At 73.2% G+C, this 26,905-nt stretch carries 21 protein-coding genes; 14 read left to right on the top strand and 7 right to left on the bottom strand.

Translation table 11 applies throughout. From position 1 onward, the window contains the following. Window positions 1-782 precede the first annotated feature (782 nt). The 3 genes from HG542_RS19885 to HG542_RS19875 form a co-directional block, all read right to left on the bottom strand. Entirely contained in the window at window positions 783-2,081 is a 1,299-nt protein-coding gene (locus tag HG542_RS19885) for a lanthionine synthetase C family protein (protein WP_171083326.1), read from the bottom strand. After that, on the bottom strand, window positions 2,078-5,221 hold the full coding sequence (locus HG542_RS19880; RefSeq protein ID WP_171083325.1) for a lantibiotic dehydratase: 3,144 nt from the start codon (window positions 5,219-5,221) through the stop codon (window positions 2,078-2,080). The genes HG542_RS19885 and HG542_RS19880 overlap by 4 nt, the downstream gene beginning before the upstream one ends. A gap of 85 nt (window positions 5,222-5,306) precedes the next feature. Beyond that, window positions 5,307-5,453 (bottom strand): hypothetical protein, encoded by a 147-nt coding sequence (locus tag HG542_RS19875; RefSeq protein ID WP_171083324.1) that lies wholly within the window; start codon window positions 5,451-5,453, stop codon window positions 5,307-5,309. A 351-nt stretch (window positions 5,454-5,804) separates the two neighbouring features. Between HG542_RS19875 and HG542_RS19870 the strand changes: the two genes are divergently transcribed. From HG542_RS19870 to HG542_RS19815, 12 genes are all read left to right on the top strand, one after another. Beyond that, on the top strand, window positions 5,805-7,118 hold the full coding sequence (locus HG542_RS19870) for an FAD-dependent oxidoreductase (protein WP_171083322.1): 1,314 nt from the start codon (window positions 5,805-5,807) through the stop codon (window positions 7,116-7,118). Next, the gene (locus HG542_RS19865; protein WP_171083320.1) at window positions 7,115-8,071 is read left to right on the top strand and encodes a terpene synthase family protein; all 957 of its coding nucleotides are present in this window, start codon (window positions 7,115-7,117) and stop codon (window positions 8,069-8,071) included. Before HG542_RS19870 ends, HG542_RS19865 begins: the two co-directional genes overlap by 4 nt. 19 nt (window positions 8,072-8,090) lie before the next feature. Continuing rightward, window positions 8,091-9,434, top strand: a complete 1,344-nt coding sequence (locus HG542_RS19860) for a cytochrome P450 (protein ID WP_171083318.1) — start codon at window positions 8,091-8,093, stop codon at window positions 9,432-9,434. A 304-nt stretch (window positions 9,435-9,738) separates the two neighbouring features. After that, on the top strand, window positions 9,739-10,401 hold the full coding sequence (locus HG542_RS19855; protein ID WP_190076325.1) for a double zinc ribbon domain-containing protein: 663 nt from the start codon (window positions 9,739-9,741) through the stop codon (window positions 10,399-10,401). 183 nt (window positions 10,402-10,584) lie between these two features. Next, entirely contained in the window at window positions 10,585-11,142 is a 558-nt protein-coding gene (locus HG542_RS19850; RefSeq protein WP_171083316.1) for a hypothetical protein, read from the top strand. Window positions 11,143-11,161: 19 nt separating this feature from the next. Then, window positions 11,162-11,920 carry a class F sortase gene (locus HG542_RS19845; RefSeq protein ID WP_171083314.1) on the top strand — a complete coding sequence of 253 codons (759 nt, stop codon included), beginning with the start codon at window positions 11,162-11,164 and terminating at the stop codon, window positions 11,918-11,920. 175 nt (window positions 11,921-12,095) lie between these two features. Beyond that, the gene (locus HG542_RS19840; RefSeq protein WP_171083312.1) at window positions 12,096-12,662 is read left to right on the top strand and encodes a phosphoribosyltransferase family protein; all 567 of its coding nucleotides are present in this window, start codon (window positions 12,096-12,098) and stop codon (window positions 12,660-12,662) included. Window positions 12,663-12,715: 53 nt separating this feature from the next. Further along, on the top strand, window positions 12,716-13,684 hold the full coding sequence (locus HG542_RS19835) for a cysteine synthase family protein (RefSeq protein ID WP_171083309.1): 969 nt from the start codon (window positions 12,716-12,718) through the stop codon (window positions 13,682-13,684). Then, complete coding sequence (locus tag HG542_RS19830; protein ID WP_171083308.1) at window positions 13,681-14,358, top strand: YggS family pyridoxal phosphate-dependent enzyme; 678 nt, start codon at window positions 13,681-13,683, stop codon at window positions 14,356-14,358. Before HG542_RS19835 ends, HG542_RS19830 begins: the two co-directional genes overlap by 4 nt. A gap of 18 nt (window positions 14,359-14,376) precedes the next feature. Next, window positions 14,377-15,318 carry an EamA family transporter gene (locus HG542_RS19825; protein WP_171083306.1) on the top strand — a complete coding sequence of 314 codons (942 nt, stop codon included), beginning with the start codon at window positions 14,377-14,379 and terminating at the stop codon, window positions 15,316-15,318. Next, entirely contained in the window at window positions 15,308-16,543 is a 1,236-nt protein-coding gene (locus tag HG542_RS19820; RefSeq protein WP_171083305.1) for an ATP-grasp domain-containing protein, read from the top strand. The genes HG542_RS19825 and HG542_RS19820 overlap by 11 nt, the downstream gene beginning before the upstream one ends. 174 nt (window positions 16,544-16,717) lie before the next feature. Further along, window positions 16,718-17,158, top strand: coding sequence for a DUF779 domain-containing protein (locus HG542_RS19815; RefSeq protein WP_171083435.1), 441 nt, complete (start codon window positions 16,718-16,720; stop codon window positions 17,156-17,158). Here HG542_RS19815 and HG542_RS19810 read toward each other — a convergent pair. Next, a complete protein-coding gene (locus HG542_RS19810; protein WP_171083433.1) occupies window positions 17,095-19,272 on the bottom strand; it encodes a putative bifunctional diguanylate cyclase/phosphodiesterase in 2,178 nt (725 codons plus the stop codon). The genes HG542_RS19815 and HG542_RS19810 overlap by 64 nt on opposite strands. Window positions 19,273-19,555: 283 nt before the next feature. Further along, the gene (locus tag HG542_RS19805; RefSeq protein ID WP_171083303.1) at window positions 19,556-20,896 is read right to left on the bottom strand and encodes a C39 family peptidase; all 1,341 of its coding nucleotides are present in this window, start codon (window positions 20,894-20,896) and stop codon (window positions 19,556-19,558) included. 233 nt (window positions 20,897-21,129) lie between these two features. Between HG542_RS19805 and HG542_RS19800 the strand changes: the two genes are divergently transcribed. Together HG542_RS19800 and HG542_RS19795 are read left to right on the top strand one after the other, a co-directional pair. Further along, window positions 21,130-21,717, top strand: a complete 588-nt coding sequence (locus HG542_RS19800) for a uridine kinase family protein (protein ID WP_171083301.1) — start codon at window positions 21,130-21,132, stop codon at window positions 21,715-21,717. Window positions 21,718-22,235: 518 nt separating this feature from the next. After that, a complete protein-coding gene (locus tag HG542_RS19795) occupies window positions 22,236-24,176 on the top strand; it encodes an AAA family ATPase (RefSeq protein WP_171083299.1) in 1,941 nt (646 codons plus the stop codon). Between the two features lie 197 nt (window positions 24,177-24,373). Here the strand turns inward: HG542_RS19795 and HG542_RS19790 are convergent, their stop codons facing one another. Together HG542_RS19790 and HG542_RS19785 are read right to left on the bottom strand one after the other, a co-directional pair. Further along, window positions 24,374-25,468 (bottom strand): hemolysin family protein, encoded by a 1,095-nt coding sequence (locus tag HG542_RS19790; RefSeq protein WP_171083297.1) that lies wholly within the window; start codon window positions 25,466-25,468, stop codon window positions 24,374-24,376. Beyond that, a complete protein-coding gene (locus HG542_RS19785; protein ID WP_171083295.1) occupies window positions 25,465-26,802 on the bottom strand; it encodes a hemolysin family protein in 1,338 nt (445 codons plus the stop codon). The genes HG542_RS19790 and HG542_RS19785 overlap by 4 nt, the downstream gene beginning before the upstream one ends. Window positions 26,803-26,905: the final 103 nt, after the last annotated feature.

Below are 26,905 nucleotides of genomic sequence, written 5' to 3'. Positions count from 1 at the left end.
CGAGTGGGCACCCACTGATCACTTCGGAATCCAGGGTAGGAGCGTGGCTCGTCTCGGGTGAGCCCAATCCCCGCACTGCACGCGAAGCCTGGTTGCGGGGCGAGCCGGCGATCCTGCGCACCGGCATCCTTTTCGAGGCCGTCCGGCTTCCCGCATCCATGGTGCACCACCATGCAGGCAGCAGCGAGCGCGACGACGTCGAGCGGGCTCTGCGTACGGCCGGCATCGACAGCGCGGTCATCGCGGACCCAGCACGCCGCTGGTACTACGCCCTCGTACCGCCCGGCACCGCCACGACGTGGCACGAGCCCGGCACCGAGGTGCTCGGCCAAGGCCACTACCTCGGTGTCCCGGCACCGCACCAGGCCGAACCACCCGGTGCACACTGGTTGCTCACGCCGCCTGACAGCCAAAGCGCCCTCTGCCCGCCCGACAGTCTCCGTGAACTCACCCTCAGTCGCTGGTGTTCCTGGCACAGGGAGCTCACCTCGCAGCCAATCCCTGTGGCTGTCGCGTACGGCGACCACACAGAGGCGAAGGTCTATGCCTGTCCTGATTGCGCCGCCGCGCACCGCCCCTGCGGCTCGACGCGGAGGACACGATCAGTGTCCGGCTCAGCAGTCGCGCGTGCCGCAGCGCGATCTGCGGTCCGGCGGGGGACTCCGGGCCTGGGCGCAGTTCGCCCGTAGCCTCGCCGTAGAGATTGCGGTCCTCCTTGCTCCGGCGCGCAGCCGTGCAGGTCCTCGCGGAATTGGGCCCAGCAGCACCCCCCTCGATCCCCCTCACCCCACCAACAACGCCCGGTCCCACCCCGTCACCGGTGCCGTGTCCGTCGCGAACGTCCGCAGGGCCAGGGCCGCGCCCGCCGCGCCCGTCAGGAAGCCCGCCGGGTCGCTGGTGATGGTGCCCTGCCGCGCCGGCGGGACCAGGCCGAACGGGTCGGCCGGCGCCGCCAGTTCCAGGATGCGGTCCGCCAGCCAGGGCAGTGCGGCGCGCAGCGCCCCGTCGCCGGTGTCGGTCGCCATGCGCCACGTGGTCTGGAGCAGGCCGCCCCAGCCGTGGCACAGGCCCGCGTCCTCCAGGCGGCCCGCGGCGCTGGTCTCGTGGGACCGCCTGGCGTCCGCCACCGCAGCCCGCAGCGCCGTCACCGCCGTGTCGCGCCATTCGGGGACGTCCAGCGCGCGTCCCGCCAGGTACAGGGACCGCGCGATGCCGGCCGTCCCGTAGCACCACGACGGTCTGCCGGGTGTCGTGTCCTTCGGGACGACCTCCCCGTCGTGGCCCAGGACCATGGTGCGCGGCCACCACGGGCCGTCGCCGTCCGTGAACTGGCGGATCTCCATGAGCCATTGGGCCATGACTTGGATGGCCTTGTCCTGACCCGTCACCGTCACACCCGCCTCCCTCGCCAGGGACAGCAGGGCCAGCGGGCCAGGGACGCCATGGGCCAGGCCCACATTGGCGTGGCCGGTCCGCGGGGTGGCCGGGGCGAGGCCGTTGCGGAGTTGGGCGGTCCACCAGCCGGGCAGGGTGCGGCCGTCGAGGTGCAGCGGCTCGGTCAGTCCGGTGAGCGTGGTCAGGACCTCGGCCAACGCATCCCAGGCGCCCGGGACGTCGAGGAGGTGGGCGCCCAGACCCGTCAGGCCGGAGATGACGTCATACGTGCCGATCGTCACGCACACGCCGTCCTGCGGGCGGCGGCTCCGTTCCCAGGCGGCCAGGTCCCGGGCGAACTCCGCGACCTGGCCCGCGAGCCGGTCGGCGGCCTTGAGCGGGCGGCCTGCGATCAGCGCGGCCCGGGTCAGGGCGAACGACAGCGCCGGGACGCCCCGGTAGAGGCCCGGGGCATCGAGAGGGATGTTGCGGGCGCCGGACACGGCCTCGCTCAGCCAGCGGTGGGCGACCTCGGCGTCACCGGCTTCCAGGTGGAGCAGGGCGATGCCCGGCAGACCGTCGCTCAACGTCATGGCGTGCGCCGGGTCCGGCGGCTCAGGCAGCCGTTCGCGCACCCGGTCGGGGTCCGCGAGCCGCTGGGCGATGTCCGCGCACAGGGCTGCCGCCGCGCGCTGCTGTCGGATCACGTGCGTGCCCGTTCCCGGTCGACGTGGGCGCGAACGGCCGTACGCGCCAAGGCGAGCGACTCCTCCTCGGCCTTGCGCACCGTGCCCGCCAGGCGGTTGTGGTGCATGTGCAGCAGCGACGCAACGGCCGTCGCCCCACTGCCCCACGCCGCGTCGCCGAGCTCGCGCAGCCGTGCCCCGTAGGCGGCGACGGCGGGGCCGCGGCGGTCCCAGATGCGCAGCAGCTCCGCTCCGCCGGGGAGGCGGCCGAGTTCGTGCCAGTGTCCGTCCACGGCGATGAGCCGGCGCGCCTCGCGCCGGAGGGCCATGGGGGCCGCACGGTGCCCGTCGGGGCCTTCCCCGTCGAGCAGCCGGAGAGCCGCATTCCGCGGGTCGTCGCCCGTCCCTGCGTGGAAGCGGTGCAGGAGATCGACGTAGTTCGCCGCAGCCACCACCCGCGGGTCCGCCATCAGCGTCCCGGCACGGATCAGGGCCAGCTGTTCCACGCAGGCCTGGCTGTCGGCCTGAAACGCCGCCTCGGCGGCGGCCATGGCCTCGGGTCCGCCGTACCGCTCCCACTCGGGCTCGTATCCGTCGATGACCATGCGGCCGCACAGGCCCTGCTGCCGGAGCTCCTGGTGCCACTCCCCCAGCCGCGGCAGCAGCCCGGTGCCGTGGAAGCGGAGCCGCAGGTGCGGCGCGGGGTCCCGGTAGCGCAGGAAGAACCACCGGTCGACGCCCTCGGGCAACCGGTCCAGCAACTCCGGCAACTCCCGTGCGAGCAGGGCGTCCTGGCGCTCCGGCGAGCAGTACAGCTTGGCGTACAGCCACGGCGAGCCGGGGCCGTACACGGTGCTCGGGCGGGCCGGTCCGAAGGCGGGGGGCGGGGCCGTGCCGGCGGTGGTGCGTACGAGGGGGAAGGCGATCTCCGTGGACCGGCCTCCGGCCCAGCCGTTGCCGTACGCGCCTCCGGCGGGCGGCTCCTGGAGGTACGCGCCCGGGCGGCGCTGCCATTCGTGGCGCAGGAGTTCCAGGTGTGCGGGGTCGTCCAGGTCGAGGGGGATGCGGTGGTCCGCGAACACGGAGGCGACGTGCCGGGGCACCCCCGCCCTCGTGCGCCAGCGGGTGAACCGGCGCCGCCATGCGCCGGGTTCGGTGGCGGGGGCGTGCAGGGCGGGGTCGGCGGGGCGCCAGCGGGCCGCGGCCAGGACGGTCCGGCCGTGGCGGACGCGCGGCAGGCAGGGCAGGGCGTCCGCGGCACCCCAGTCCCAGCCCGGCCATGCGCCGTCCCCGCTGCGGCCGATCTCCTCCAGGAAGCGGGCCAGGTCGGGTGCGTTGCCGCCGGGCCGGAGCATGCTGGGCAGGGTGGGTACGATCTCGCGGCCGAGGGTGACCGACACGAGCGCGAGCCGGCGGGTGCCGGCGACGACGGCCAGGTCGGTGAGGGCGAGGGCGTGCGGTGCGGACCGGTCGGTGAACGCGGAGACGCTGATGGTGTGGTCGAGCCACTGCGGGACGGCGGAGACGTTCGCGGCCTTGCCCGTACGGGTCCGGAAGGTCAACTGGGCGCGCAGCGCCTGCGGGTTGCGGGTGGGAACGGAGCGTACGACGTCGCCGACGCCCTTGGCGGCCTCGCCCAGGACGTGCCCGAAGCGGCCGGCGACCGCTCCCGCCACCGCGGACACACCGCCGGCGACCAGGCGGAAGTCACCGGCCGCCATGGCGTCGACGGAGTCGGCCAGCAGCTCGGCGAGGAGGTCGAAGGACGGGGGCGGCCCGAGGTCGGGGTCGGGGTCGGCTGCACTCAGCGCGGTCAGCAGCTCGTTGTCCAGGACGAGTTCGCGCTCGCCCGCCATCGTGGTCTCCTGCGCGAGGGCGATCAGCAGCCGGTCGCGCGCGCTCGTACCCTCGGCCGGAGCGGATCCGGTCACCGGCCCGGGCCCGGGTCCGTAGCCGGCCGGCAGGCCCAGGCCCCGCTCGGGGTCGAGGAGTTCGAGCAGGGGGACGGCCCGGTCCGTGCCGTACCGCTCCAGGAAGTCCGCGTGATAGACGCGCAGGGAGTGGGGGCCTGGACGCCCGGCGGTCAGCGCGGCCAGCGTCCGCGCGGCGCTTTCCGCTTCGTCGCGTACGCACTCGGGCAGGCCTATGTGCGCGTCCAGGGCGAGGTCCACCTGCACCGTGCGCTCGCCCGGCTGGAGCTGCTGCATGCGCGCGCTCGCAGCGGTCAGCTCCGCCCGCCCCTCTCCCGGGGGCAGGGCCGCGTAGCGGGTCAGCGCATCACGGACGGCGACGAGTTCGGCGACGATGTGGCGGCTGTCGGGCGCGTACGTGCCCTCGTGCCCGGCGAGCAGGCCGAGGACGTGGTCGAGGGGATCGGTTCCGTCCAGCGGCGGCCGGAGGTCCGTGAGCAGCATGCCGTGGCGGACGAGTTCGGCGGGCATCCGTTCCACCGCCGCCGGGGGCGCGTCGGGGTAGGCGTCGTGCAGGAGCGCCGGCAACGCGCTCCAGGCCAGCGGGGTGGCGGCGAGCTCGAACGTACGCTGCACGGCTTCTGTATGACGGATCGTCACTTCTTGCAGCGACTGCCCCTGTTCCGCTCTGGGGACGAAGGGCAGGACGAGCCGGTCGCCGCGGACCGTGCACAGGTCGTTCGCCGTGACCCGGAGCCGGGCCAGGACGGCGGGGTCGCGTTCCAGGCGGTCGACGATGCCGGAGATCCAGCCCATGTCCGCCCGTACGTGCTTGATGTGGCCGGTCCCCCAGCGGGCGGCGGGTTCGGGGGCGAAGCCGGCGGCGCTCACGCCCGCCAGCAGACCGAAGGGGGTGGCACGGCCGCCCATTCGCAGCCGGTAGCGCGTGACCGCGCGGGCGGCCCGGCGGAGCTCCCTGGCCCGCGGGGTGCGGCCCTCGGCCACGGTGTCGAGGACGGCCGAGAGGGAGGGGCTGGAGAGGGCGAGCGCTTCCCGCAGGAGGGTGTCGGCGGCGGCCTGTCGGAGGACGGCGAGATCGTCCTCGGGGCCGGTGGGCATGGGCGCCGGGCCGGCGGGTTGCGGTTCCGGCGGCCGTACCGCTGCCCGGAGCAGGACGAGATCGGCGCAGCCGAATGCCGCGAGGGCGGGCGCCGTGCTCCTGCCGTCACCGCCGGGTCTTTCCTCGTGCACCGCCAACGCCCTTCCTCCGCTTCCTCCACGCCCGAGCCATCCCGGCACCGGCGGGGTCGGGGCCCCGCCGGTGGTCGGTCACCGACTAGCAGATACAGCCGGTCTCCGGGTTGCAGACGCGGCCGGTGATCGGACCGCCGTGGGTCGGGTAGTTGGCGGCGTCGGCCGCGCCCGTCTCCTCGAAGGAGGGTGCGGCGATTTCTTCCACATCGAGGTCAAACAGGTTTTCCATGGGAACTCCTCGTGTCGCCGATGAGCCGGTCCGCTTCGTCGGCCGGCCGTGGACGGGACCCTAGAGGCGTTCCGAACATTCATTCAATAGCCGTGCAATTCCCTGATAAAAGCCGTAGTTCCGCCTCCGCACCCCTTGCCGGAATGTTCAACAGTCCATAGGCTCCCGCGGTTGCACACCTGGTCGGCTGGACATGCCTCGCCGTTGCCGTCCTGTTGTGCTCCCCGACCCTCTTCGTACGCCCTCGCCCAACAGCGCGCCCCCGGGTGGCAGTTGAACGCGCCGTCGCCGGGCCGGTTCCCTGGTACGCACTGAGCGGAACCGGCGCGGACCGGCGCGGAAGGGCGGCTCGTGGACATACGTGCGGTGGTTGTCGGCGGCGGGTACGCAGGGCTCGTCGTGGCCCGGGTGCTGGCCGGGCGGTGCACGGAAGTGACCGTCGTCGAGCAGGACACCCCGGGGCCGGATCCCGGCCACCGCAGAGGCACCCCGCAGAGCCGTCATCCGCATGCGCTGCTGGCCCGGGGCGCGCAGATTCTCGAAGAGCTCTTCCCGGGCCTGCAGGACGAGTTGACCGGCAGGGGCGCGCCCGTCTCCGATTTCGGACGGTTCCCGATGCTGTACCCGACGGGCTGGACACCACGGGTGCCGACCGGGCTCGTCCTGCAGACCTTCAGCCGTCCGCTCCTCGAAGCCTGCATCCGGCGCCGCGTGCTGGAGGATCCGGCGGTGACCCCGCTCGGCGGCACCCGCGTCACGGGGCTCGCGCTCGACGCCCGCCGGGAACGGGTCACGGGCGTACGGACGGAGAGGCACGGCACGCTCCGTGCCGACCTCGTCGTCATCGCCACCGGACGGCACTCCCGCCTCCCCGCCTGGCTGGCCGAAGCCGGGCTGCCCGCGCCCGAAGTCCGGCGCGTGGACGGCAGGTTGTCGTACGTCTCCCGCCTCTACAAACGCGACACCTCCGCGGACTTCACGTGGCAGGCCTCCCTGCAGGCCACCCTCGCGCCCGGCACCGACCGCGGCGGCGCCGTCGTCGCCATCGAGGACGGCCGCTGGCTCGTCTGCCTGCTGGGGGCCGACGGCCGGACCGCCCCCACCGACCCCGACGGCTTCGCCGCCTACGCGGCCGCCCTCGCGAACCCGTACGTCCACCAGGTCACCGGAACCGCCGAACCGCTCGGCCCCGCCCACCGCTACGCCGGACTCGGCAACGAGTGGCACCGCTACGACCGGCTGCGCCCCTGGCCCGCCGGTCTGGTCGTGCTCGGCGACGCGCTCTGCTCGCTCAACCCGCTCTACGGGCACGGCATGACCGTCGCCGCACAGCAGGCCGTCCTCCTCGGCCGGACGCTCGACGGCACCACCGCGCTCCCCCGCGTCTGCCGTCGCTTCCAGCGGCGGGCCGGGCGCACGCTCACCCTGCCCTGGCTCATGGCGGCGAGCCTGGACCTGGGCTGGCGGCCGGGACGCACCCCGCTCCCGGCCGCCCTCGCCGGCCGGCTCCTGCACCGGCTGCTGCGCCGCATCCCGGACGACCCGGACCTGTACCGGCGGTTCCTCGACGTCCAGCACCTGACGGCGTCCCCCGCCACGCTCCTGGGCCCGGCCCTGCGACCCGCCCGCACCCGGCGTGCCCGCACCGGGGGGACGACGGCATGAAGACCTTCCCGCCCGCCGACCACGTCCTCTACCGGCTGCCCGCCTGCGCCCCGGCACCCGCCCTCGTACACGAGCTCGACCACGCGGTCATGGCCTGGGCCGAGGGCCCCGCCGAGCGCGACCGCCTGTCGGCCACGCGCGCCGGGGAGCTCATCGCCCGCGCCTACCCCGGCCTGCGCGAGGACCGGGCGGCACCCCTGGCCGGTTGGTTCGCCTGGCTCTTCCTCGTCGACGACCTCCACGACCCCGACAAGGCGGCCGACGCCGATGTCGCCTCGCGGCTGCTCGGCACGCTCGTCCCGGAACCCGGCCCGGCCCCCGACGGGCCGCCCCTGGCCCGGCACCTGGCCCACGTGTGGCAGCGCATCGCCTGCACCCAGAGCCGGTGGTGGCGGATGCGGTTCCTCACCCACACCATGCACTTCCTCTCGGCGTTCCGCTACGAGGCCCTCTACCGGCGGTACCGGCGCGTTCCCACGCTCCGCGAATACGTCCAACTGCGCCGCGCGTCCGGGTCGGTGACCGCCTGCCTCGATCTCCTCGAATTCGCGACCGGGCGGGAAGTGCCCCCGCTGCTGCACGAGACCGATCAGCTGCGCGGCATGTTCACCAGGGCAACGGACGTCGTGGTGTGGGTGAACGACGTGGTCTCGCTGGAGAAGGAACTCCATATCCGCGAGAGCGTCAACGGAGTGCTCGTGCTGCAGCGCCAGTTCGGCCTCACTCCGGAGGAGGCGGTGAACCGTGTCTACGGCAAAGTGGCCGCCGACATCCACGCCTTCCACGCGCACGAGCGGGAACTGCAGCGCATGTGCAGCAGCTGGCCCGGGCTCACCGGGCGGGACCTGACGGCACTCGCCTCGTTCACCGACGGCATGAAGGCGTGGATGCGCGCCAACGTCGACTGGTCGGCCCACTGCGCACGGTACCGGCACCGGCAAGCAGCCCCGTGACCCCGCGACAGGAGGCGCTATGAGCACCTTCACCACCGGCACCGCCCCCGGAGCGCTCCCCGGCCTCGGCCACATGTGGCCGCTGCTGCGCGACCCCACCGCCTTCCTCGCCTCCCTCCCGGCCCACGGCGACCTGGTCGAGATCAGGCTCGGCCGGGAACGGGCCTACGTGCCCTGCCACCCCGAACTCCTGCGGCACGTCCTGACCGACGACCGCACCTTCGACAAGGGCGGCGCCTACTACGACCGGGCCCGTGCCATGGCGGGCAACGGCGTGGCCACCTGCCCGCACCGGGACCACCGCAGGCAGCGGCGCCTCATGCAACCCGCCTTCCATCACGACCAGTTGAAGGCGTACGCGGCGGTCATGGAGCACGAGACGGCCGCGCTCGCCGCCTCCTGGGGGGACAGCGAGGTCGTCGACGCCTACCCCGTGCTCTACGCCCTCGCGCTGCGCACGGTGACCCGCACCCTCTTCGCCGCGCATGTGGACGAGGCCGTGGTCGAGGAGATCCGGCAGTCCTTCGAGACGGCCTTCAGCGGGTTCTTCCGGCAGATGTTCATGCCTCCTGCCGTGCGCCGCCTGCCGCTCCCCTCCAACGTCCGCCATCGGCGGGCGCTGCGCCACCTGCACGGAACCGTCGAGGGGATCGTCACCGCCTACCGGCGCGACGGGGCCGGCCGGGGCGACCTGCTGTCCGTGCTCTTCTCCTCCCAGGACACGGAGGGCGGTGACGGTCTGACCGACGCCGAGATCCAGGACCAGGTCGTGACCGTGCTGGCCGCCGGGACCGAGACCGTCGCCGCCACCCTCACCTGGGCCCTCCAGCTGCTCTCGGAGCACCCGGAGCAACAACGCAGGCTCCAGGCCGAGGCCGACGCCGTCCTCGGCGGGCGGCCGGCCCGCTGGGACGACATCGCCCGGCTCCCCTTCGCCGCACGCGTCGTGAACGAGACGGTCCGGCTCCATCCGCCCGGCTGGCTGTTCACCCGGGTCACCTCGGCGGAGACCGAACTGGCCGGGCGGCGGCTGCCGCCGGACACCACGGTCGTCATCGCGCCCACCACCGTGCACCGCCGCACCGGTGCGTACGCCCGTCCCCTGGAGTTCGACCCGGACCGCTGGCTGGCCGACCGGGCGGCCGCCCTGCCGCGCGGGGCGTTCCTCGGATTCGGCGCGGGGGCGCGCAAGTGCATCGGCGACGACTTCGGGGTGGCGGAGTGCGTCCTGGTACTGGCCACGATCGCGGCCGGCCGGACCGTGCACAGCGTGCCGGGCGCGGACACGCGACCGGTACCGCTGGCGGCCTTCCACCGGCCGCGGCGGCTGCCGTTGCGCCTGGACCGGCGCGGGCCCCGATAGGGGTGCGCCCCGTCAGACGCGCCCCGTCAGACGCACCCCGTCAGACGCGCCCCGTCAGGGGCGCGGGGAACTGCGCGACCAGCCACAGACGGCCTGCAGCCGACGCACCATCCTGGGGTCCGGGGCGAAAGCCCCGGGACGTCGGCTGCGGGTGCGTCGTGGCCGATCGCGCAGTTCCCCGCGCCCCTGACGGGGCGCACCCGGAACCGCTGCGCGAGCAGAACCGGCTGCGCGAGCAGAACCGGCCACGCCGCCCCGGCGTCATCCGCTGCGAAGCGCAGAACCGACCACGGGGGAGCACACGGTGAGCGGCACCGAGATCTACTTCGCCGGCAACTACCACGACATGTGCCACCAGTACGGCACGGAAGCCGGCTTCCAGTTCGAGTTCTACTGCTCCCGCTGCCAGGACACCTGGCGCTCCCCCTTCGAGCCCTACCGCGGCGGGCGCCTGGCGGGCTGGCTGAGCAAGGGGGTCGGGGCGGCATCCGGCCTGCTCGGGTCCGTGGTGGGCGAGGTGTCCACCGCCGCCGACGGGCTGGCGGGCTCCCACTGGGGCAAGGCGCGCGACACCGCGTTCCGGCGTGCCGTCACCGCGGCCGAGGGGCACTTCAACCGCTGTGCGCGCTGCGCCTCGTACGTGTGCGGGCGCTGCTGGAACCCCGAACAGGGGCTCTGCCTGCACTGCGCGCCCGACACCGCGGGCGAGATGATGGCGGCGCAGCAGCGCGGGCTCAACGATCTCGTGGCGCAGCGCGCCTACGCCGAAGGGCAGCGGCGCGGCCAGGAGCACGACGCGCAGACGCCCCGGCAGTTGGTGTGTCCGCAGTGCCGCACCGAGACGCACGGCGGCCGGTTCTGCATGGGCTGCGGCCATGAGCTGGCGCAGCAGTCGGCGTGCGCGGGGTGCAAGGCGCCGCTGCCGGACGGCGCGGCGTTCTGCCCGGGGTGCGGGCAACGGCGCTAGGGCGTGTCCGATGGGCCGGCGACCGGCGGCCCATATATCCGAAGCCGCCCCGGATCCCGCGGATATCCGCGCGGCGCTCCCCCGTGTGGCCCTGATTCCTTACCGAATGGAGCAGTAGGACTACGCAGCAGATGCTCCGGGCGGAGCGGCGGGTGAATCTCTGAAGCGAAGGAGGTACACCCAATGAAGTCAATTCGTACCGCTCTCTGTGGAACTCTGACGGCAGTTGCCCTCTGCGCGGCCCCGGCCGCGTACGCCCTCAGTCCCGCCCAGGCCGAGGCCCGCCTCGTCCAGGCGCCCCAGGACCATCGTTGCGACCACGGCTGCGGCGACCACGACCGTGACAACGGCCGTGACGACGAAGGCCGGGACGAGGACCACGGCCGTGACGACAACGGCCGGGACGAGGACCACGGCCGTGAGGACCACGGGCGTGAGGACCACGGCCGCGATCACGGACGTGAGGACCACGGGCGTGAGGACCACGGCCGGGACCACGACCACGGTCGCGGTGAGGACCACGGGCGCGACCACGGCCGCGACCACGGCCGGGATCACGACCACGGTCGGGACAACAGCCGTCCGCACGGTCACAACCACGCGGGCGGTGGCGCCACCGCGATCACCCCGGCCGCGGAGTCCTCTCCCGACACCTCGACGCTCGTCCTCGCGGGCGGCGCCACGGTGGCCCTGGCCGGTGGTCTGATCTGGAACCGCCGCCGCGCCGCGGCCAAGCGGTGACGGGAAGCGAACCGGCACCATGTCAGAAGCGCGCACAGGCGGTTTCGGCCGCCTGCTGACCGGAGCGGCCTGGACGGCACTGCTGCTGGCCTTGTGGCTACGCGGCCACGACATCGCCGAGGAGCCGATATCACCGGCTCCGCGGACCGGTGACGCCGCCGCGGCCCGCTCCCCCGCGCGCACCGGCCTGCCCCCGGCACGCGATCCGTTGCCGGGGGCCGGCCCCCAACAGCTGGCGATCGACGCCATCGGTCTGCAGGCCCCCATCGAGGGCCATGGCCTCGACCCGCGCGGCGGCGTCGAGACACCTCCGTACGACAGGCCCAACTCCGTGTCCTGGTACCAGGGCGGCCCGCAGCCCGGCAGCGAGGGCGCCGCCATCCTGGTCGGGCATGTGGACACCGACAAGGCCCCGGCGGTCTTCTACGAGATCCGCTTCCTCAAGCCCGGTGCCTCGATCACGGTGAGCCGCAACGACGGCACCACCGCCCGGTTCACCGTGGAGGACGTCGCCCTCGTCGACAAGAACCACTTCGACGACGACAAGGTCTACGGGCCGCACAGCGCCGGCCGCGCCGAACTGCGCCTGATCACCTGCGGCGGCGACTACGACCGCGCCCACCACGAGTACTCGGCCAACGTGGTGGTCTCCGCCTATCTGACGGGGTCCGCGAAGTCGGCACCCCCGGCGCCCCCGGCTCCTCCTCCGGCACCGCCCGCACCGCCCCGGGTTCCCCATCCGCCCGCCGGCACGGCCGAACAGGGCGAGGAGGCCTGACCTCCCCGCCCCCGGACCTGACAGACTATCGACCGGCCCCCGACCTCGGCATCGGCCCAACTGCCGCAGGTCAGGGGCCGGTTCACTGACGTAAGGGGCTCTTTCGCACACTCGGCCGGCACGGGCGCGACTGATAGAAGAGGCATTCTCGCCCCACGCCGAAATGAGAGTGCGCATGCTGCTCGAGCAGGTCTATCAGGATGCCCCCACCGTTCGTTCCGGAAAGCACCGCACGACGGTCAACGAATTCACCGACCAGATACCCGCCCTGCGCCCCGAGGTTCTCCGCGAGGCCACCGAACGGCTCGTGGAACTCGGCAAGTTCGACAGCGACAAAATCCTCGTCGAGGAGGACAAGGGCGCGATACTCGGCGGAGCCGTCTCCCTCGCGGCCGGTCTCCCGCTCGCCGTGGCCCGCTGGTACACCTACGCCGTCGGGCACAGTTCCATCCCGGTGCCCATCGACAGCGAGTACTTCAGCGGAACGCTGTACGTCAACGGCATCGAGCCGGGCGACCGCGTGACGATCGTCGACGACACGATCAGCACCGGCGGCACGCTCATCGCCCTCGTGGAGGCCGTGCAGGCCGCGGGCGCCACGGTCTCCGAGGTGCTCGTCGCCGTGGAGAAGCCCCAGAACGGCGGCCGGGAGAAGGTCGAGAAGCGCTTCGGCATCGACGTCAGGACGCTCGTCAGGATCGCGGTGGACGACACCTCCCAGCGCGCGTACGTACTCGACTGACGCACCGCCGCCCCACGCGCCCCGACCGAACCGCCGAAGGAGAACCCCCAGCCATGCCCAGCCACCAGGGCCCGGTCAAGCCCACCGAACTCCACGAGCTGACGCACCTCGCGGAGCCGGGAGCCGCCCGGATCTTCGCCAAGTGCGAATTCATGAACCCCACCGGAAGCCACAAGGACCGCGTGTTCTCCTACATGCTCGACGAGCTGGAGAAGGAGGGCCGGATCAGCCCCGGCATGACCCTCGTCGAATGCTCCACCGGAAACGGCGGGGCCGCGCTCTCCCGCGTCGGCAGGGACCGCGGATACAAGATCGCCATCATCATGCCGGCCGGCATGACCGAGGAACGCCGCAAGCAGATCGAGACGTTCGGCGCCACCATCATCGAGACCTCGCAGGACGGCTTCCTCCTGGAGAGCGAGGACACCGCGCGGCAGTACATCGCGGACCACCCCGGCAGCCACTTCCTCGACCAGTCGACCAACGAGCTCAACTGGCGGTCCTGGCGCAGCTGCGGACACGAGATCGTCGCCGGGATGAAGGAACGCGGGCTCGTACCGGACCACTTCATCTGCTCCGTCGGCACGGGCGGCACGTTCACCGGCATCGCCGACGTCCTCAAGGCCGAGTACCCGGACATCGTCACCACCGCGGTGGAGGTGGACCGTTCGGCCGCCCTCTACGCCAAGCGCAAGGGCCTGCCCTTCGAGCACCACGCCCACAACATGATGGGGCTGGGGCCGGGCAAGGTACCGTCCAACCTCCGCGAGGAGCTGGTCGACGAGGTCGAGCTGATCACGGGCGACGACGGCTGGACGACGATGAAGCGCCTGATCGCCGAGGAGGGCCTGTTCACCGGCCCCACGGCGGGCGGCAACATCTTCGCCGCGCAGCGCCTGGCGCGGACGCTGCCGCCGGAACAGGTCGTGGTCACCGTCCTGTTCGACGCGGCGTGGAAATACTTCAGCATCTGGGACGGCAAGTACCGCGACTACGAGGCCACCGGGGAGCGCACGCAGTGACGGGGCCGGGAGAGCGGCTGACCGCGGTGGCCGGGCGGCTGCGGGAGGCCTGCGAGCGGGCCGGGCGGCCGGCGGACGGCGTCGCGCTGATCGCCGTGAGCAAGTTCCACCCGGCGGAGGCCGTCCTCGATGCGCTGGCGACCGGGCACCGGTGCTTCGGGGAGAGCCGGGTGCAGGAGGCACAGGCCAAGTGGCCCGCGCTGCGGGAGCGTTGCCCGGATGCGGAGCTGCATCTGATCGGGTCGCTGCAGACCAACAAGGCCGCGGCCGCGGTCGGGATCTTCGACGTCATCCACTCCGTCGACCGGCCGAGGCTGGCGGCGGGTCTGGCCGCGGCCATGGAGCGCACGGGCCGGCGGCCGCGCTGCCTGATCCAGGTGGACACGGGCGCGGAGGAACAGAAGGGCGGGGTCGCGCCCGCCGCGCTGGCGGCCCTGGTGAAGGAGTGCCGGGACGTCTGCGAACTGCCGCTCACCGGGCTGATGTGCATCCCGCCGGCCGGGGAGGACCCGGTGCCGCACTTCCGGCTGCTGCGGTCGCTGGCGGCCGAACACGGCCTGGCCGAGCTGAGCATGGGCATGAGCGCGGACTTCGGGACGGCCGTCGCCGAGGGCGCGACGATGGTGCGGGTCGGCTCCGCGGTGTTCGGGCCCCGGCCCCGTCCCGGAGCCTGACGGAGCGAAGGAGGCGGTGTGGTACCGCTGTTCGTGTTCAGTGCGCTCTCGGCGCTGGTGGACGTGTTCGCGGGCGACCGGCTGCAGCGGGTGGACCCGGGCAGCGTGGCCGCCGTGGCCTTCACCGCCACGGGCGCGGTCTTCTGCACCGCGGCCCTGGTCCGGCTGCGGTGGGCGCGGCTGGTGGCGGTGGTGCGCGAGCACGGCAGGGACCTGGCCGTGCTCAACCTCTCCACGGCCGTCACCTGGCTGACCCTGCTGTATGCGCTGAAGCTGATGGAGCCCGCGATCGCCAACGTCGTGTCGATCGCCGTCGGCCCGGCCTGCACGGTGGTGCTGCAGGCGGTGTGGTGGCGGCGGGACCGGGTGCTGCCGGGCGAGGTCGTGTCCTCGTGCGGGATCCTGGCGACGCTCGTGGTGCTGGTGTGGCTGTCGCTGGCCGGGCGCAGCGGGGTGGGTGCGCAGGATCTGGCGCCCATGCTGCTGGGGGTGCTGGCGGCGGTGGTCTCCGGTGCCGCGTCCGCCGCGAACGTGGTGTTCTCGGCGCGGCTGGGCGCGTCCGGCCTGGACGTGCCCACGGTGCTGGGGCTGCGGTTCGGCGCGGTGGCGGTGGGCGGCTGGGTGCTGGCCGGGGCGGGTGGTTCCGGCGAGCTGCCGCGGGCGGTGCTGCCGGGGCTGGTGGTGGCGGTGATCGGAGTGGCCGTTCCGGCGTATCTGGTGCAGCTGGGGGTGCGCAGGGTGACCCCGATGACCGCCTCGATGATCATCTCGCTGGCCCCTGCCATGACCCTGCTGCTGCAGATGGCCGACCCGCGGCTGTCGTTCTCCCCGTCCTCGGCCGTGGGCATCGCGGTGATCACGGCACTCATCGGGGCGGGCCTGCTGGCTCGGCGCGGGGAACGACAGCCGACGGTGGTACAGGAGAAGGGTGACAACACACATGCACTGCGTGATCGTTGATGCGTTCTCGACCGGGAGGTACCTGCCGGCCGCGCTGGCGCGGCGCGGCGTGACCTGCACCCACGTCCAGAGCTCGACGGCGGTTCCCGGCTTCTATCTGCGGACCTTCCCGTCCGGGGCGTTCGCCCCCGAGGACTCCCTGGTGCACCGGGGCGACCTGGACGGGCTCGTGGCCGAACTGGCCCGGCGGGACCCGGCGTTCGTGGTGGCGGGGGCCGAGACGGGCGTCGACCTCGCCGACGCGCTGGCCCACCGGCTGGGCCTGCCCGGCAACGCGGTGGACGCGGGGCGGGTCCGGCGGGACAAGTACGAGATGGCCATGGCCGTGCGCGGGCACGGCCTGCGGGCGCCGGACACCCTGCGCACGCACCGGTTCGAGGCGGCCCGCGCCTGGGCCGAGGCGTACGACCGGTGGCCGCTGGTGGTCAAGCCCGCCGACAGCGCGGGCACGGACAACGTGTTCTTCTGCGCCAACACGGTCGAGATGTGCACGGCGTTCTCCCGCATCCTCAACTCCCGCAGCCTGATGGGGACGGCCAACCGGACCGTGGTCGTCCAGGAGTTCCTGGCGGGCACCGAGTACTTCGCCAACTCCGTGAGCGTGCACGGCCGGCACCACGTCGCGGAGATCTGGCGCTACCACAAGCGGCCGGGGCGGGGCGGGGCGGCCGTCTACGACTACGAGGAGCCGCTGCCCGACGACGACCCCGCGGCCCGGCTGATCCGCCCGTACCTGCTCGGCGTCCTGGACGCGCTCGGTGTGCGGCACGGCCCGGCGCACTCGGAGATCATGCTGACCGAGCACGGGCCGGTGCTGGTGGAGTGCGGGGCGCGGCTGGCCGGTTCCATCCTGCCCGAGGTCGTCGACCGCTGCTTCGGCACCAACCACGTCGACCTCACCGCCGAGGCGCTGTCGGACCCCGCAGGATTCCGGACATGGGCCGACCGGCCCGCCGAACTCAAGGCGCACATGCGCTACGTGTCGCTGATCTCGCCCGTGTCGGGCCGGGTGACCTCCCTGGCGGGCTTCGAGGGGATCCGCGGCCTGGAGTCCTTCGCGGGGCTTCAACTGGGCGTGGGCGTCGGTGACATGCTGACACCGACCGTGGACTCGGCCACCTCGCCGGGCGTCTGCTACCTGCTGCACGACGACCCCGACCGGATCGAGGCCGACTACCGGGCACTGCGCGCCGCGGAACTGGACGGGCTGTACGCGGTGCGGTGACGCGTATGCCTCTGGCGTTCGGGGGGCGGGGTGGGTCAGGCTGGGCCCCGTAAGGGGCGCGGGGAACTGCGCGAGCAACCAAGACGCGCCCGCAGTCGGGGTCATCGACGGGGCGCAGGCACCCGGAACCGCATCGAGGAGGCGCATGCCGTGGATGAGGACGTCCCCTCCCCCGTGTCCCGCATAGCGATCACCCCGGCGGCAGCCGAAGTGCTCCGCCGGCTGCGTGCGCAGCACGGCCCGCTGATGTTCCACCAGTCCGGCGGCTGCTGCGACGGCAGTTCGCCGATGTGCTACCCGCGCGGCGAGTTCCGCACCGGCGGCTCCGACGTGCTGCTCGCGGAGCTGGCCGTCGAGGGCGTGGCCGAGCCGACCGGGTTCTGGATGTCGGCCGAGCAGTTCGAGCGCTGGCGCCACACACACCTCACGGTGGACGTGGTGCCGGGGCGCGGCAGCGGCTTCTCGCTGGAGGCACCGGAGGGGGTGCGCTTCCTCATCCGTTCACGCCTGCTGACGGACGAGGAGGCACGCCTGCTGGACGGGCCGGGCGCTCAGGACGCGGCATCGGCCAGCGACAGCGTATGCAGCCGCTCCGGCGGCCCGGGACGCGCGTAGTACCAGCCCTGCGCGGTTTCGCAGCCCAGCGACCGCAGATGCTCGGCCTGGATGCCGGTCTCCACCCCCTCGACGGTCACCGACAGGTCCAGCGTGTGGGCGAGGGAGACGATCCCCTCGACGATCTTCACATCGACGGGGTCGGCCGGCGCCTGCTGCATGCCGCGGGTGAAGGAGCGGTCCAGCTTGAGCGTGCTGACGGGCAGCCGGCGGAGGTAGGAGAGGTTGGAGTAGCCGGTGCCGAAGTCGTCGAGGGCGATGTCGACGCCGAGGTCGGCGAGCCGGCGCAGGGTGTGCAGCTCCTCCTCGTCCGCGCCGATGAGGGCGTTCTCGGTGACCTCCAGGCACAGTGCCGAGGCGTCGAGCCCGGCATCGTCGAGGACGGCGACGGTGTCGGCGACGAGGGTGGGGCAGCGCAGCTGGGAGGGCGAGAGGTTGACGTTGACCCGCAGCGGCCCGCGGCCGTCCTGTTCGCCGCCCCATGCACGGGCCTGCCGGGCGGCCTGCTCCAGCACCCAGCGGCCGAGCGGCACGATCAGGCCGGTGCTCTCGGCGAGCGGGATGAACTGGTCGGGCCCCAGCACGCCGTGGACGGGGTGCAGCCAGCGGACCAGGGCCTCGGCCCCGCGCACGGTGCCGTCGTCGAGCCGGACCAGCGGCTGGTACTCGATGAAGAACTCGCCGTTGTCGAGCGCGACGGGCAGGCGGGTGGTGAGGCTGTGCCGGACGATGGCTCGGGCGTCGGAGTCGGCGTCGGCGGTCTCGTAGCGGTTGCCGCCGGCCGCCTTGGCCCGGTACATGGTGATGTCGGCGCTGCGCAGCACCTCGGCCGCGCCGGACTCGCCCGCGGCGCCGGTGACGATGCCGATGCTGGCGCGCACGACGAGTTCGCGGCCGTCCACGATGACGGGTCCGGAGAGCGCGGCGAGCATCCGGCGGGCGACGGCCGTGGCGTCGGTGTCCGCGGCCGGGCCGGTGGTCAGGGCCACGAACTCGTCGCCGCCCAGCCGCGCCACGAGTTCACCGGGGCCGCAGACGCAGGAGCGCAGCCGCTCGGCGACGGCGACGAGCAGCCGGTCGCCGACGGCGTGGCCGAGGCTGTCGTTGACGGCCTTGAAGCCGTCCAGGTCGAGGTAGCAGAGGCCGAAGCGGGCATCCTCCGCGCCGGTCTCCAGGGCCCGGTCGAGGCGTTCGAAGAACAGGGTGCGGTTGGGCAGCCCGGTGAGGGCGTCGTGCGTGGCCTCGTACCGCAACCGCTCGTGCAGCATGCGGCGTTCGGTGATGTCCTCCATGAGCGCGAGCTGGTACTGCGGCCGGCCCGCCGCGTCGCGCAGCAGGGCGACGGACATGTCGGTCCACAGCACGCTGCCGTCGCCGCGGTAGTAGGGCTTCTCGATGCGGTAGTAGTCGCGGTCGCCGCGCACGAGTTCGCGGTACAGGCCCCAGACGCCGGGCTCGTCGTCGGGGTGCACCAGCTCGCCGACGTTGCGGCCGGCGACCCCCCGGTCCAGACCGCCGAACATGCGGATCAGTGCGTCGTTGACGTCCATGATGCGGCCGTCGACATCCGCGATGCCCACGCCGACGGCCGCTCCCTCGAACACCGCGCGGAACCGGGCCTCGCTGGAGCGCAGGGCCTGTTCGGCCTCGGCCCGGGCCAGGCGGGCGGCGGCCTGCTGGTCGGCGACGGTGCGCTCGTGCAGGGCACGCGCGAAGCCGGCGGCGACGGCGTGCTGCAGCCGGGCGCAGCGGGCGCGGCTCTCCTCGGGGGAGACGGCGGGGCCCGGCGGGCAGTACAGCACGAGGTAGGCGTCGATGACGCCGAGGACGAGCGGCAGCACCTCGGGGTCGGTGCACTGCGCCCGGACGAGCGCGGTGCCGACCTCGGTGGCGGGCCCGGCGTCGAAGACGCGGGCGTGCAGCGCGTCGCGCAGCGTGGCCGCCAGGGGCAGCAGCTGGTTCTCGAACTCGGTGCGGGTGAGGGAGGTCTCCGCAGTGGGATGGAGCGCCCGGCTCCAGATCGCGGCGAAGCGCCGGAGCCGGTCGTCATGCCCGGTCCGGTCGCCCAAGAGCAAACCGGTTGTGCGGTTCGGACCGGTCGGGCGGCGCTCCATCAGACTGTCTCTCCAGCTCATCGGAGGGGTGATGACAGGAGGCTACTGATCACACGTTCGAAGGGAAGTGTGAAACGGAAATGCGCGATCCGCATTCGGCCATCGTGCACCTTCCGCCTCCTGCGCCCGTTTCTGCACAAACGATCACGCTATCGACAACATCGTTGGCCGCTGCAAGCAATGATCGCAAATAAATGATCACATAAAGACCCGATGCGCAATACCTCCGGGGTGCCGAATGCGGTGCGGCACCCTCCGCGGAGGGTGCCGCACCGCTTCCCGCTCAGCGCACTCCCACCGACGCCAGCGCACGCCGCTGGGCCGGGGAGACCCGGGTGGGGAAGTACAGATAGCAGACGCCGCCGGACCCGCTCCTGACCTGGCCCTGGGCGTTGCGGCGCTTGGTGCGCAGCCAGATGTTCTCGAACTGCCGCCGCTTGTAGACCCGTTCGACCTCGGCGTCGGTCTTCGCCGCCGGGTCGTGCACGACCACGTCCCCGGACCGCGTGAATCCGGTCACGCACATCAGGTGGCCGGCCGTGCCGTAGCCCGCGCCGTCGAGCTCGGAGGCGAGGAAGGACTGCGAGGTGATGACGGGGATGCCCGCGCGCACCAGCCGCTCGGCCTCGTTCAGCGTCCGCAGCCGGGTGATCACGGCCTGCATGTCGTGGTACGTGGCCGCGTAGGCGGCGTTGAACGGCCAGTTGCCGCAGCCCTGGTACTGGTAGTCGTAGGTGAACCGGGCCGCGTGGCAGACCTGGGGGTCCGCGTAGGAGGGGTCCACCCAGGCGAGGTCCCGGGGGGACGGCTTGCGGCCCCAGTACTCGAGGACCATCTGCGAGGAGGTCGGACTGCACCAGGCCTCCCCGCCGTTGTCGTACTGCGGGTACTGCCCCTTGTGGATCTCCTGCGAGTAGCGCGGCACGGTCAGCCGGTGCCCCGCACCCTCGCCCGGCCGGGAGGCCGGCACGGTGAAGCGGTCCGGGACCGCGGAGGCCATGGCGCCGAGCCGCCAGACGGTGGGCGTCAGCGTGGTGCCGGGCTTGCGGTACAGGGTGAGGCGGAGCTCGTAGGAGACCAGGCGCAGGCCGCTCGACGCATCGCTCACGGCGAGCGTGTCGGTCGAGACGCCGCTCTTCCGGTCGCTCTGCCCGTCGACGGAGGTGCGCCGGATGTCACCGGTCCCGTCACCGGCCGTCCAGCGGCCCATGACGTACCAGGGTGTCTGCGTGCGGTCGTTGTAGGCGGCGCGCAGCTCGGCCTGCAGCCAGGTGCCGGCCGGGGCGTGGGCGTTCCAGGAGACGACGATCTCGGTGGCCGGGGCGGGGAGCGTGTGGACGGGGGAGCTCCAGGTGGCGTACTCCCACTCCGCCGTGACGTGCGTGTGGGGATCCGCGTACGTCCGGGTGCCGAGGGCATGGGCGATGCACAGCCCCGGGCGCCCGTCACCGAGCACCCGGGTACCGGCCCCTCTGCCGCCGGCCCACTGGGGATAGGTGGTCCAGGCCCGGTAGTCGACGGAGGCCTCCGCACGCGGCGCGGCGGTGGCGACGGGCGTACTCGCGGCGGCGAGCGCGAGGGCGGCGGCGAGCACGGTTCGGCGGGGTGTGGCTCTGCTGGACATGGCAGGTGGGCCCCCAGTCGTGGGAAGTCGGACGTGTGGTTCTTTCCCCTGCGCCGCAGGACACCAATCGGGCCATCCGGCCCGTGTACCGCCACCACGGCGCCCCGTCAGGGGCGCTGGGGGCACCTCTGGGGGGACCCCCAGCGGTAGCTGGGGGAGGAACTGCGCGACCAGCCCCCACCGGCCCGCAGCCGACACACCGCCCAGGCGAACCCCACCCGTAGGGTGACCCGGTGAACGATCCGCTCCCCGCCCTCGCCGGCCGGCTGCAAGCCCTGCCCCCCTCGCTCGGCCCCGTCCGCCTCGTGGCGGTCGACGGCCACGCCGGCTCCGGCAAGACCACCTTCGCCGCACACCTCTCCGCCGCCCTCGGCGGCGCCCCCGTGCTGCACCTGGACGACCTCGCCACCCACGACGAGCTCTTCGCCTGGACGGACCGGCTCCGGGACGGGATCCTCGCCCCGCTCGCGCGCGGCGAGACGGCGCACTACCGCGCCTACGACTGGACGGCCCGCCGCTTCGCCGGGCCGGAACAGGCGCTCGCGCCCGCCCCGGTCGTGATCGTCGAGGGCGTGGGCGCAGGCCGCAGCGCCCTGCGGCCCTTTCTCGCCCGCCTGTTGTGGATGGAACTGCACCACGAGGGCTCCTGGGCGCGGGGTCAACTCCGTGACGGCCCCGCACAGGCCGAATTCTGGGACGGCTGGAAGCGAGCGGAGCGCAGACATTTCGCGGCCGACCCCTCGCGCCCGTATGCCGAACTCCTGGTGCTGCAGTGCACAGGGGGGTACGAGTTGCTGCCGGGACCCATGGCCACCGGCTGAACCCCCGTGCTCCTCACGCTCGGTGACGATCCTCCGATCCCTCCCTCCCCGGCGTCCGGCCAATCCCCGCCGGCTCCCTCAACTCGGCTTGACCGAGGGGCCGTACAGGACTTACGTTCTCAATACGCGGCCCCCGAGGGCCGCTTGCGGACACGAAGCCCCCGGTTGTTCCCCCGTGATCGGGGGCTTCGTACTGCCCGCCACACCCACGGTTTGGGTGGTTTGTCCTCTTGCCGCACACCCTCGCGTCACCCTCGGTAACGGCTCTGCGGATCGCTCTTCCGTCCGCCCCCTGATCACCCGTGCGCCGTGAACTGCGCTCCCCGCACCCTTCGGCCGATCCCGACCGCGCAGGTACGATGCGAGGCGGCGCACCCTCCGTCGGGACCTCCACGGGACCTGTTGCCGGGTGCGCCGAGAGCACTGGTCAACTCCCGTCCACAGCACAGCGGTTCGGAAAGGCGCGGCCAGGCACTCGCCCGGCAGCACGCTACGGGGGCAGGTTTGTGGGGGACGTGATGGATCTCGGCATGCAGGGCCCGCCCGCCCCGGCCGATCTCGCCTGGCTGCGCGCCGTCGACGCCTACACCATGGGCGCCTACGCGCAGGCGGAGGAGGAGTTCCGGACGGCGGTCCGCATCGACCCCGGCATGGCCGACGCCTGGCTCGGGCTGCACGCGCTGCGCGCCGACACCACCACGGCGCTGCTGCGGATGTACCGGCACCGCGACAGGTTCGGCGAACAGCGCGCCCGGCACCGGCGCCCGCTGAACTCCTGGTACTGGCTGGGCTGGTGGGTCCAGCCGTTGCTGGAGAACAGCCGTGACCTGCTCCTCGCCCACGCCTCGCACTGGCTCGACGGGCGGCACGTCCCCGAGCTGGACCGGGCGCTGGCCGGCTGTCCCCCGGCCGAGACCGACGCCCAGGTGCGCTTCCTGCACGCCTGCCGCGCCTACCTGGTCAAGGACTGGGACCAGCTCGTCCGGCACACCGAACCCCTGCTGGACGACGCCCTGCTGGGCATCGAGGCCGGGCTGTTCGGCGGCATGGCGCGGGTGCGGCTGGAGATGTACGGGCAGGCCGAACCGCTGCTCGCCGCCGCGCTGATGCGGTGCCGCAGCGAGCAGCCGCAGCGCAAGGAGCTGCGCTACTGGCTGGCCCGGGCGCACGAGGGCACCGGCCGCAGCGCCGCCGCCCTCCCGCTCTACCGGGCGGTCCACCGGGTGGACCCGTCCTTCATGGACACCGCGGCCCGGCTGACCGCCATCGCCGACGCGGACGGTCTGGACGACCACCTGGGCCTCCCGACCGTCCCTCTCGGCGGCAGCCCGCCGCCGGAGGCCGACCCGCCGCCCGGCCCGGCGGTTCCCCCGGCGGGTCCGGCCGGTCAGGGCGGCCCGGGTGGACGCACCTCCCCCGGCCCCCTCGACAACCGCGACCTCCTCACCGGCATGGACCCCGAGCCCACCGGCACCGCGCCGGTCGACTCCGACGGCGTGCGCGAGAAGTTCCGTGTGCCCGCCCAGCCGCTCCCCCAGCCGCTGCCCGGGCGCTCCGACCCCGTCCTGCTCGCCAAGGCGCTCGCCGAACTGGAGCGGATGGTCGGGCTGGAGCCGGTCAAACGGCAGGTGCGGGCGCTGTCCGCACAGCTGCACATGGCGCGGCTGCGCGCCGGGCAGGGCCTGCCCGTCCAGCCGCCCAAACGGCACTTCGTCTTCTCCGGCCCCTCGGGCACCGGCAAGACCACCGTCGCCCGCATCCTCGGCCGGGTCTTCTACGCGCTCGGCCTGCTCGGCGGCGACCACCTGGTCGAGGCCCAGCGGGCTGACCTGGTGGGCGAGTTCCTGGGGCAGACGGCCGTCAAGGCCAACGAACTGATCGACTCCGCGCTCGGCGGCGTGCTCTTCGTCGACGAGGCCTACAGCCTCTCCAACTCCGGCTACAGCAAGGGCGACGCCTACGGCGACGAGGCGCTGCAGGTGCTGCTCAAACGCGCCGAGGACAACCGCGACCGCCTGGTGGTCATCCTGGCCGGCTACCCGGAGGGCATGGACCGCCTGCTGGCCGCCAACCCCGGCCTGGGCTCCCGTTTCACCACTCGCGTCGACTTCCCCAGCTACCGTCCCTCCGAACTCACCAGCATCGGCGAGGTCCTGGCCGGGGAGAACGGCGACGCCTGGGACGAGGAGGCCCTGGACGAACTGCGCAGCATCAGCGCCCACGTGGTCGAGCAGGGCTGGATCGACGAACTGGGCAACGGCCGGTTCCTGCGCACCCTCTACGAGAAGAGCTGCGCCTACCGCGACCTGCGCCTGTCCTGCTCCCCCTGCACCCCCACCCGCGACGACCTGGCCACCCTCCGTCTCCCGGACCTGATGCAGGCCTACGGCGAGGTCCTCTCGGGCCCCGGCTGGGGCGTCACCCGCCGGGAGACGAGGGACCCCCAGGACCCGCAGTAGGCGGGTCCCTCTCCCCGTGAGGGGCGCGCCCCGTAGGGGCGCGGGGAACTGCGCGAGCAACCACGACGCACCCGCAGTCGAGGTACCCGGGGCTGCGCCCCGGACCCCCGTGGGTGGTGCCTTTGCCTGCGGCCCGGTGGGGGCTGATCGCGCAGTTCCCCGCGCCCCTGACGGGGCACCGACGGTGCCCCGAACCGTCAGCCCGCCAGCACCTCCTGCTCCTGAGGAGCCCGCGGCACCCGTGCCGCAACCGGCATGCGAACCCGGTGCGCCGGGTCCCGTACCTCGCCGACCAGCATCTCCAGCACGTCCTCCAGGGCGACGAGCCCCAGCACGCGCCCCGACGCATCGGTGACCGCGGCCAGATGGGCGGCAGCCCTCCGCATCACCGTCAGGGCGTCGTCCAGCGGCAGTTCGGCCCGTACGGTCTCCACCCGCCGCCACACGTGCTGCGGCACGGCCCGTTCCCGGTCCTCCAGGTCCAGCACGTCCTTGACGTGCAGGTAGCCCATGAAGGCCCCGCCGGGTGACGCGCACACGGGGAACCGGGAGTAGCCGGTCCGTACGGTCAGCTCCTCCACCTGCCGCGGGGTGACCGACGGGTCGACGGTCACCAGCGTCGCGGGGTCGAGCAGCACATCGGTCACCGGCCGGCTGCCCAGCTCCAGTGCGTCCTCCAGCCGCTCCTGCTCGGCGGGCTCCAGGAGCCCGGCCTGCCGCGAGTCCTCCACGAGGTGCGTCAGCTGCTCACTGGTGAACACCGCCTCGACCTCGTCCTTGGGCTCGACGCGGAACAGCCGCAGCACCGCGTGCGCGCAGGCGCCCAGCAGCCGCGTGACCGGTCGGCACACCCGGGCGAAGGCGACCAGCCCCGGCCCCAGCCACAGCGCGGTGCGGTCGGGTGCGGCCATGGCGAGGTTCTTCGGCACCATCTCGCCGATCACCAGGTGCAGGAACACCACCAGCGCCAGAGCGATCACATAGCCCAGGGGATGCACCAGTTGGTCCGGCAGCCCCACGCCCTGGAAGACCGGCTCCAGCAGCGCCGCCACCGTCGGCTCGGCGACCGCACCGAGGGTCAGCGAGCACACGGTGATGCCGAACTGGGCGGCGGCCATCATCTGCGGCAGGTTCTCCAGCCCGGTCAGCACCGTCCGGGCGCGGCCCGAACCCTCGGCCGCCTTCGGCTCGATCTGGCTGCGCCGTACGGACACGAGCGCGAACTCGGCGCCCACGAAGAAGCCGTTGGCCAGCACCAGTACGCCGGCGAAGAAGAGTTGCAGCACGCTCATCGGGCGTCCCCCGTCACACCGCCGGTGCGCACGATCCGCACCCGCTCGGCCCGGTGGTGGCCCACGCGCCGCACCGACAGCCGCCAGCCGGGCAGTTCCGCGGCGTCCCCGGACACGGGGATCCGTCCCAGCAGGTCGGCGACGAGCCCGGCGACGGTCTCGTACGGGCCGTCGGGCGCCTCCAGTCCGATGCGCCGCAGCGTGTCGACCCGGCAGCCGCCGTCCGCGTCCCAGGCGGAGCGGCCGTCCTCGCAGACGACGGGCGCCAGTTCGGGCCGGTCGGCGTCCAGCGCGTCGTGCTCGTCGCGGACCTCGCCGACGAGCTCCTCGACGATGTCCTCCAGGGTGACCACGCCGGCCGTGCCGCCGTACTCGTCGACGACCACGGCTATCGGCTGCTCGCTGCGCAGCTGTTCCAGCAGCGGCTGCACCGGCAGGGTCTCGGGGACGAGCATGGGGGACACGGCGATCCGCCCGACGGGCGTGCGTCCGCGGTCGGGCCGGGGCACCGCGAGGGCGTCCTTGAGGTGCACCATGCCGACGACCTCGTCCAGCCGCTCCCGGTAGACGGGGAAGCGCGAGAGGCCGGTGGCGCGGGTGAGGTTGAGCACGTCCTCCGCGGTCGCGGTCGACTGCAGGGCGCTGACCTTCACCCGGGGCGTCATCACATGCTGTGCGGTGAGGTCGCCCAGCGACAGGGTGCGCACGAACAGGTCGGCGGTGTCCTGCTCCAGGGCACCGGCCAGGGCCGAGTGCCGTGCGAGCGAGACGAGTTCGCCGGGCGTGCGGGCGGAGGCGAGCTCCTCGGCGGGCTCGACGCCCAGCGCCCGGACGAGCCGGTTGGCGACCGCGTCGAGCAGGGTGATCACGGGCCGGAAGAGGTGGGTGAAGACGCTCTGCGGGCCGGCCACGAAGCGGGCGACCTGCAGCGGCCGGGAGACGGCCCAGTTCTTGGGCACGAGCTCGCCGACGACCATCTGCACCGCGGAGGCGACCAGCATGCCCGCCACGACGGCGACGCCGGAGGCGGCACCGGCCGGCAGCCCGGCCGCGGTGACCGGCCCGGTGAACAGCCGGCCGAGCGCGGGCTCGGCCAGCATGCCGACCGCCAAGGAGGTGATGGTGATGCCGAGTTGGGTGCCGGAGAGCTGGAAGGACAGCTCGCGCAGGGAGTCGACCACGGTCCGGGCCCGGTGGTCGCCGTCCGCCGCGGCCCGCTCGGCCTCCGGCTTCCCGACGGTCACGAGGCCGAATTCGGCGGCGACGAAGAAGCCGTTCGCCAGGATCAGGAGCAGTGCTGCGGCAAGCAGCAGAAGAGACACGGTGACACTCATGACGCCGCCTCGCGAGGGGAGGCGGCGCAGGTACTACAGGACGATCCGTCCATTGCCGGAGGGAGTCACTCCTCGGTTCGCAGGTACCCCGGTCGGGGCGGGC

The sequence above is a fragment of the Streptomyces morookaense genome, from assembly GCF_013030945.1.
GTDB lineage: Bacteria > Actinomycetota > Actinomycetes > Streptomycetales > Streptomycetaceae > Streptomyces > Streptomyces morookaensis.
The sequence above is the reverse complement of the archived record's forward strand: the minus strand, read 5'-3'. Positions and strand labels throughout refer to the sequence as shown.

Excerpts from the sequence above, each read along its gene's own strand:
- HG542_RS19875 (WP_171083324.1), bottom strand. The coding sequence starts at position 5,453 with ATGGAAAACCTGTTTGACCTCGATGTGGAAGAAATCGCCGCACCCTCC.
- HG542_RS19865 (WP_171083320.1), top strand. The coding sequence starts at position 7,115 with ATGAAGACCTTCCCGCCCGCCGACCACGTCCTCTACCGGCTGCCCGCC.
- HG542_RS19860 (WP_171083318.1), top strand. The coding sequence starts at position 8,091 with ATGAGCACCTTCACCACCGGCACCGCCCCCGGAGCGCTCCCCGGCCTC.
- HG542_RS19850 (WP_171083316.1), top strand. The coding sequence starts at position 10,585 with ATGAAGTCAATTCGTACCGCTCTCTGTGGAACTCTGACGGCAGTTGCC.
- HG542_RS19845 (WP_171083314.1), top strand. The coding sequence starts at position 11,162 with ATGTCAGAAGCGCGCACAGGCGGTTTCGGCCGCCTGCTGACCGGAGCG.
- HG542_RS19840 (WP_171083312.1), top strand. The coding sequence starts at position 12,096 with ATGCTGCTCGAGCAGGTCTATCAGGATGCCCCCACCGTTCGTTCCGGA.
- HG542_RS19835 (WP_171083309.1), top strand. The coding sequence starts at position 12,716 with ATGCCCAGCCACCAGGGCCCGGTCAAGCCCACCGAACTCCACGAGCTG.
- HG542_RS19810 (WP_171083433.1), bottom strand. The coding sequence starts at position 19,272 with ATGGAGCGCCGCCCGACCGGTCCGAACCGCACAACCGGTTTGCTCTTG.
- HG542_RS19805 (WP_171083303.1), bottom strand. The coding sequence starts at position 20,896 with ATGTCCAGCAGAGCCACACCCCGCCGAACCGTGCTCGCCGCCGCCCTC.
- HG542_RS19795 (WP_171083299.1), top strand. The coding sequence starts at position 22,236 with ATGGATCTCGGCATGCAGGGCCCGCCCGCCCCGGCCGATCTCGCCTGG.
- HG542_RS19790 (WP_171083297.1), bottom strand. The coding sequence starts at position 25,468 with ATGAGCGTGCTGCAACTCTTCTTCGCCGGCGTACTGGTGCTGGCCAAC.
- HG542_RS19785 (WP_171083295.1), bottom strand. The coding sequence starts at position 26,802 with ATGAGTGTCACCGTGTCTCTTCTGCTGCTTGCCGCAGCACTGCTCCTG.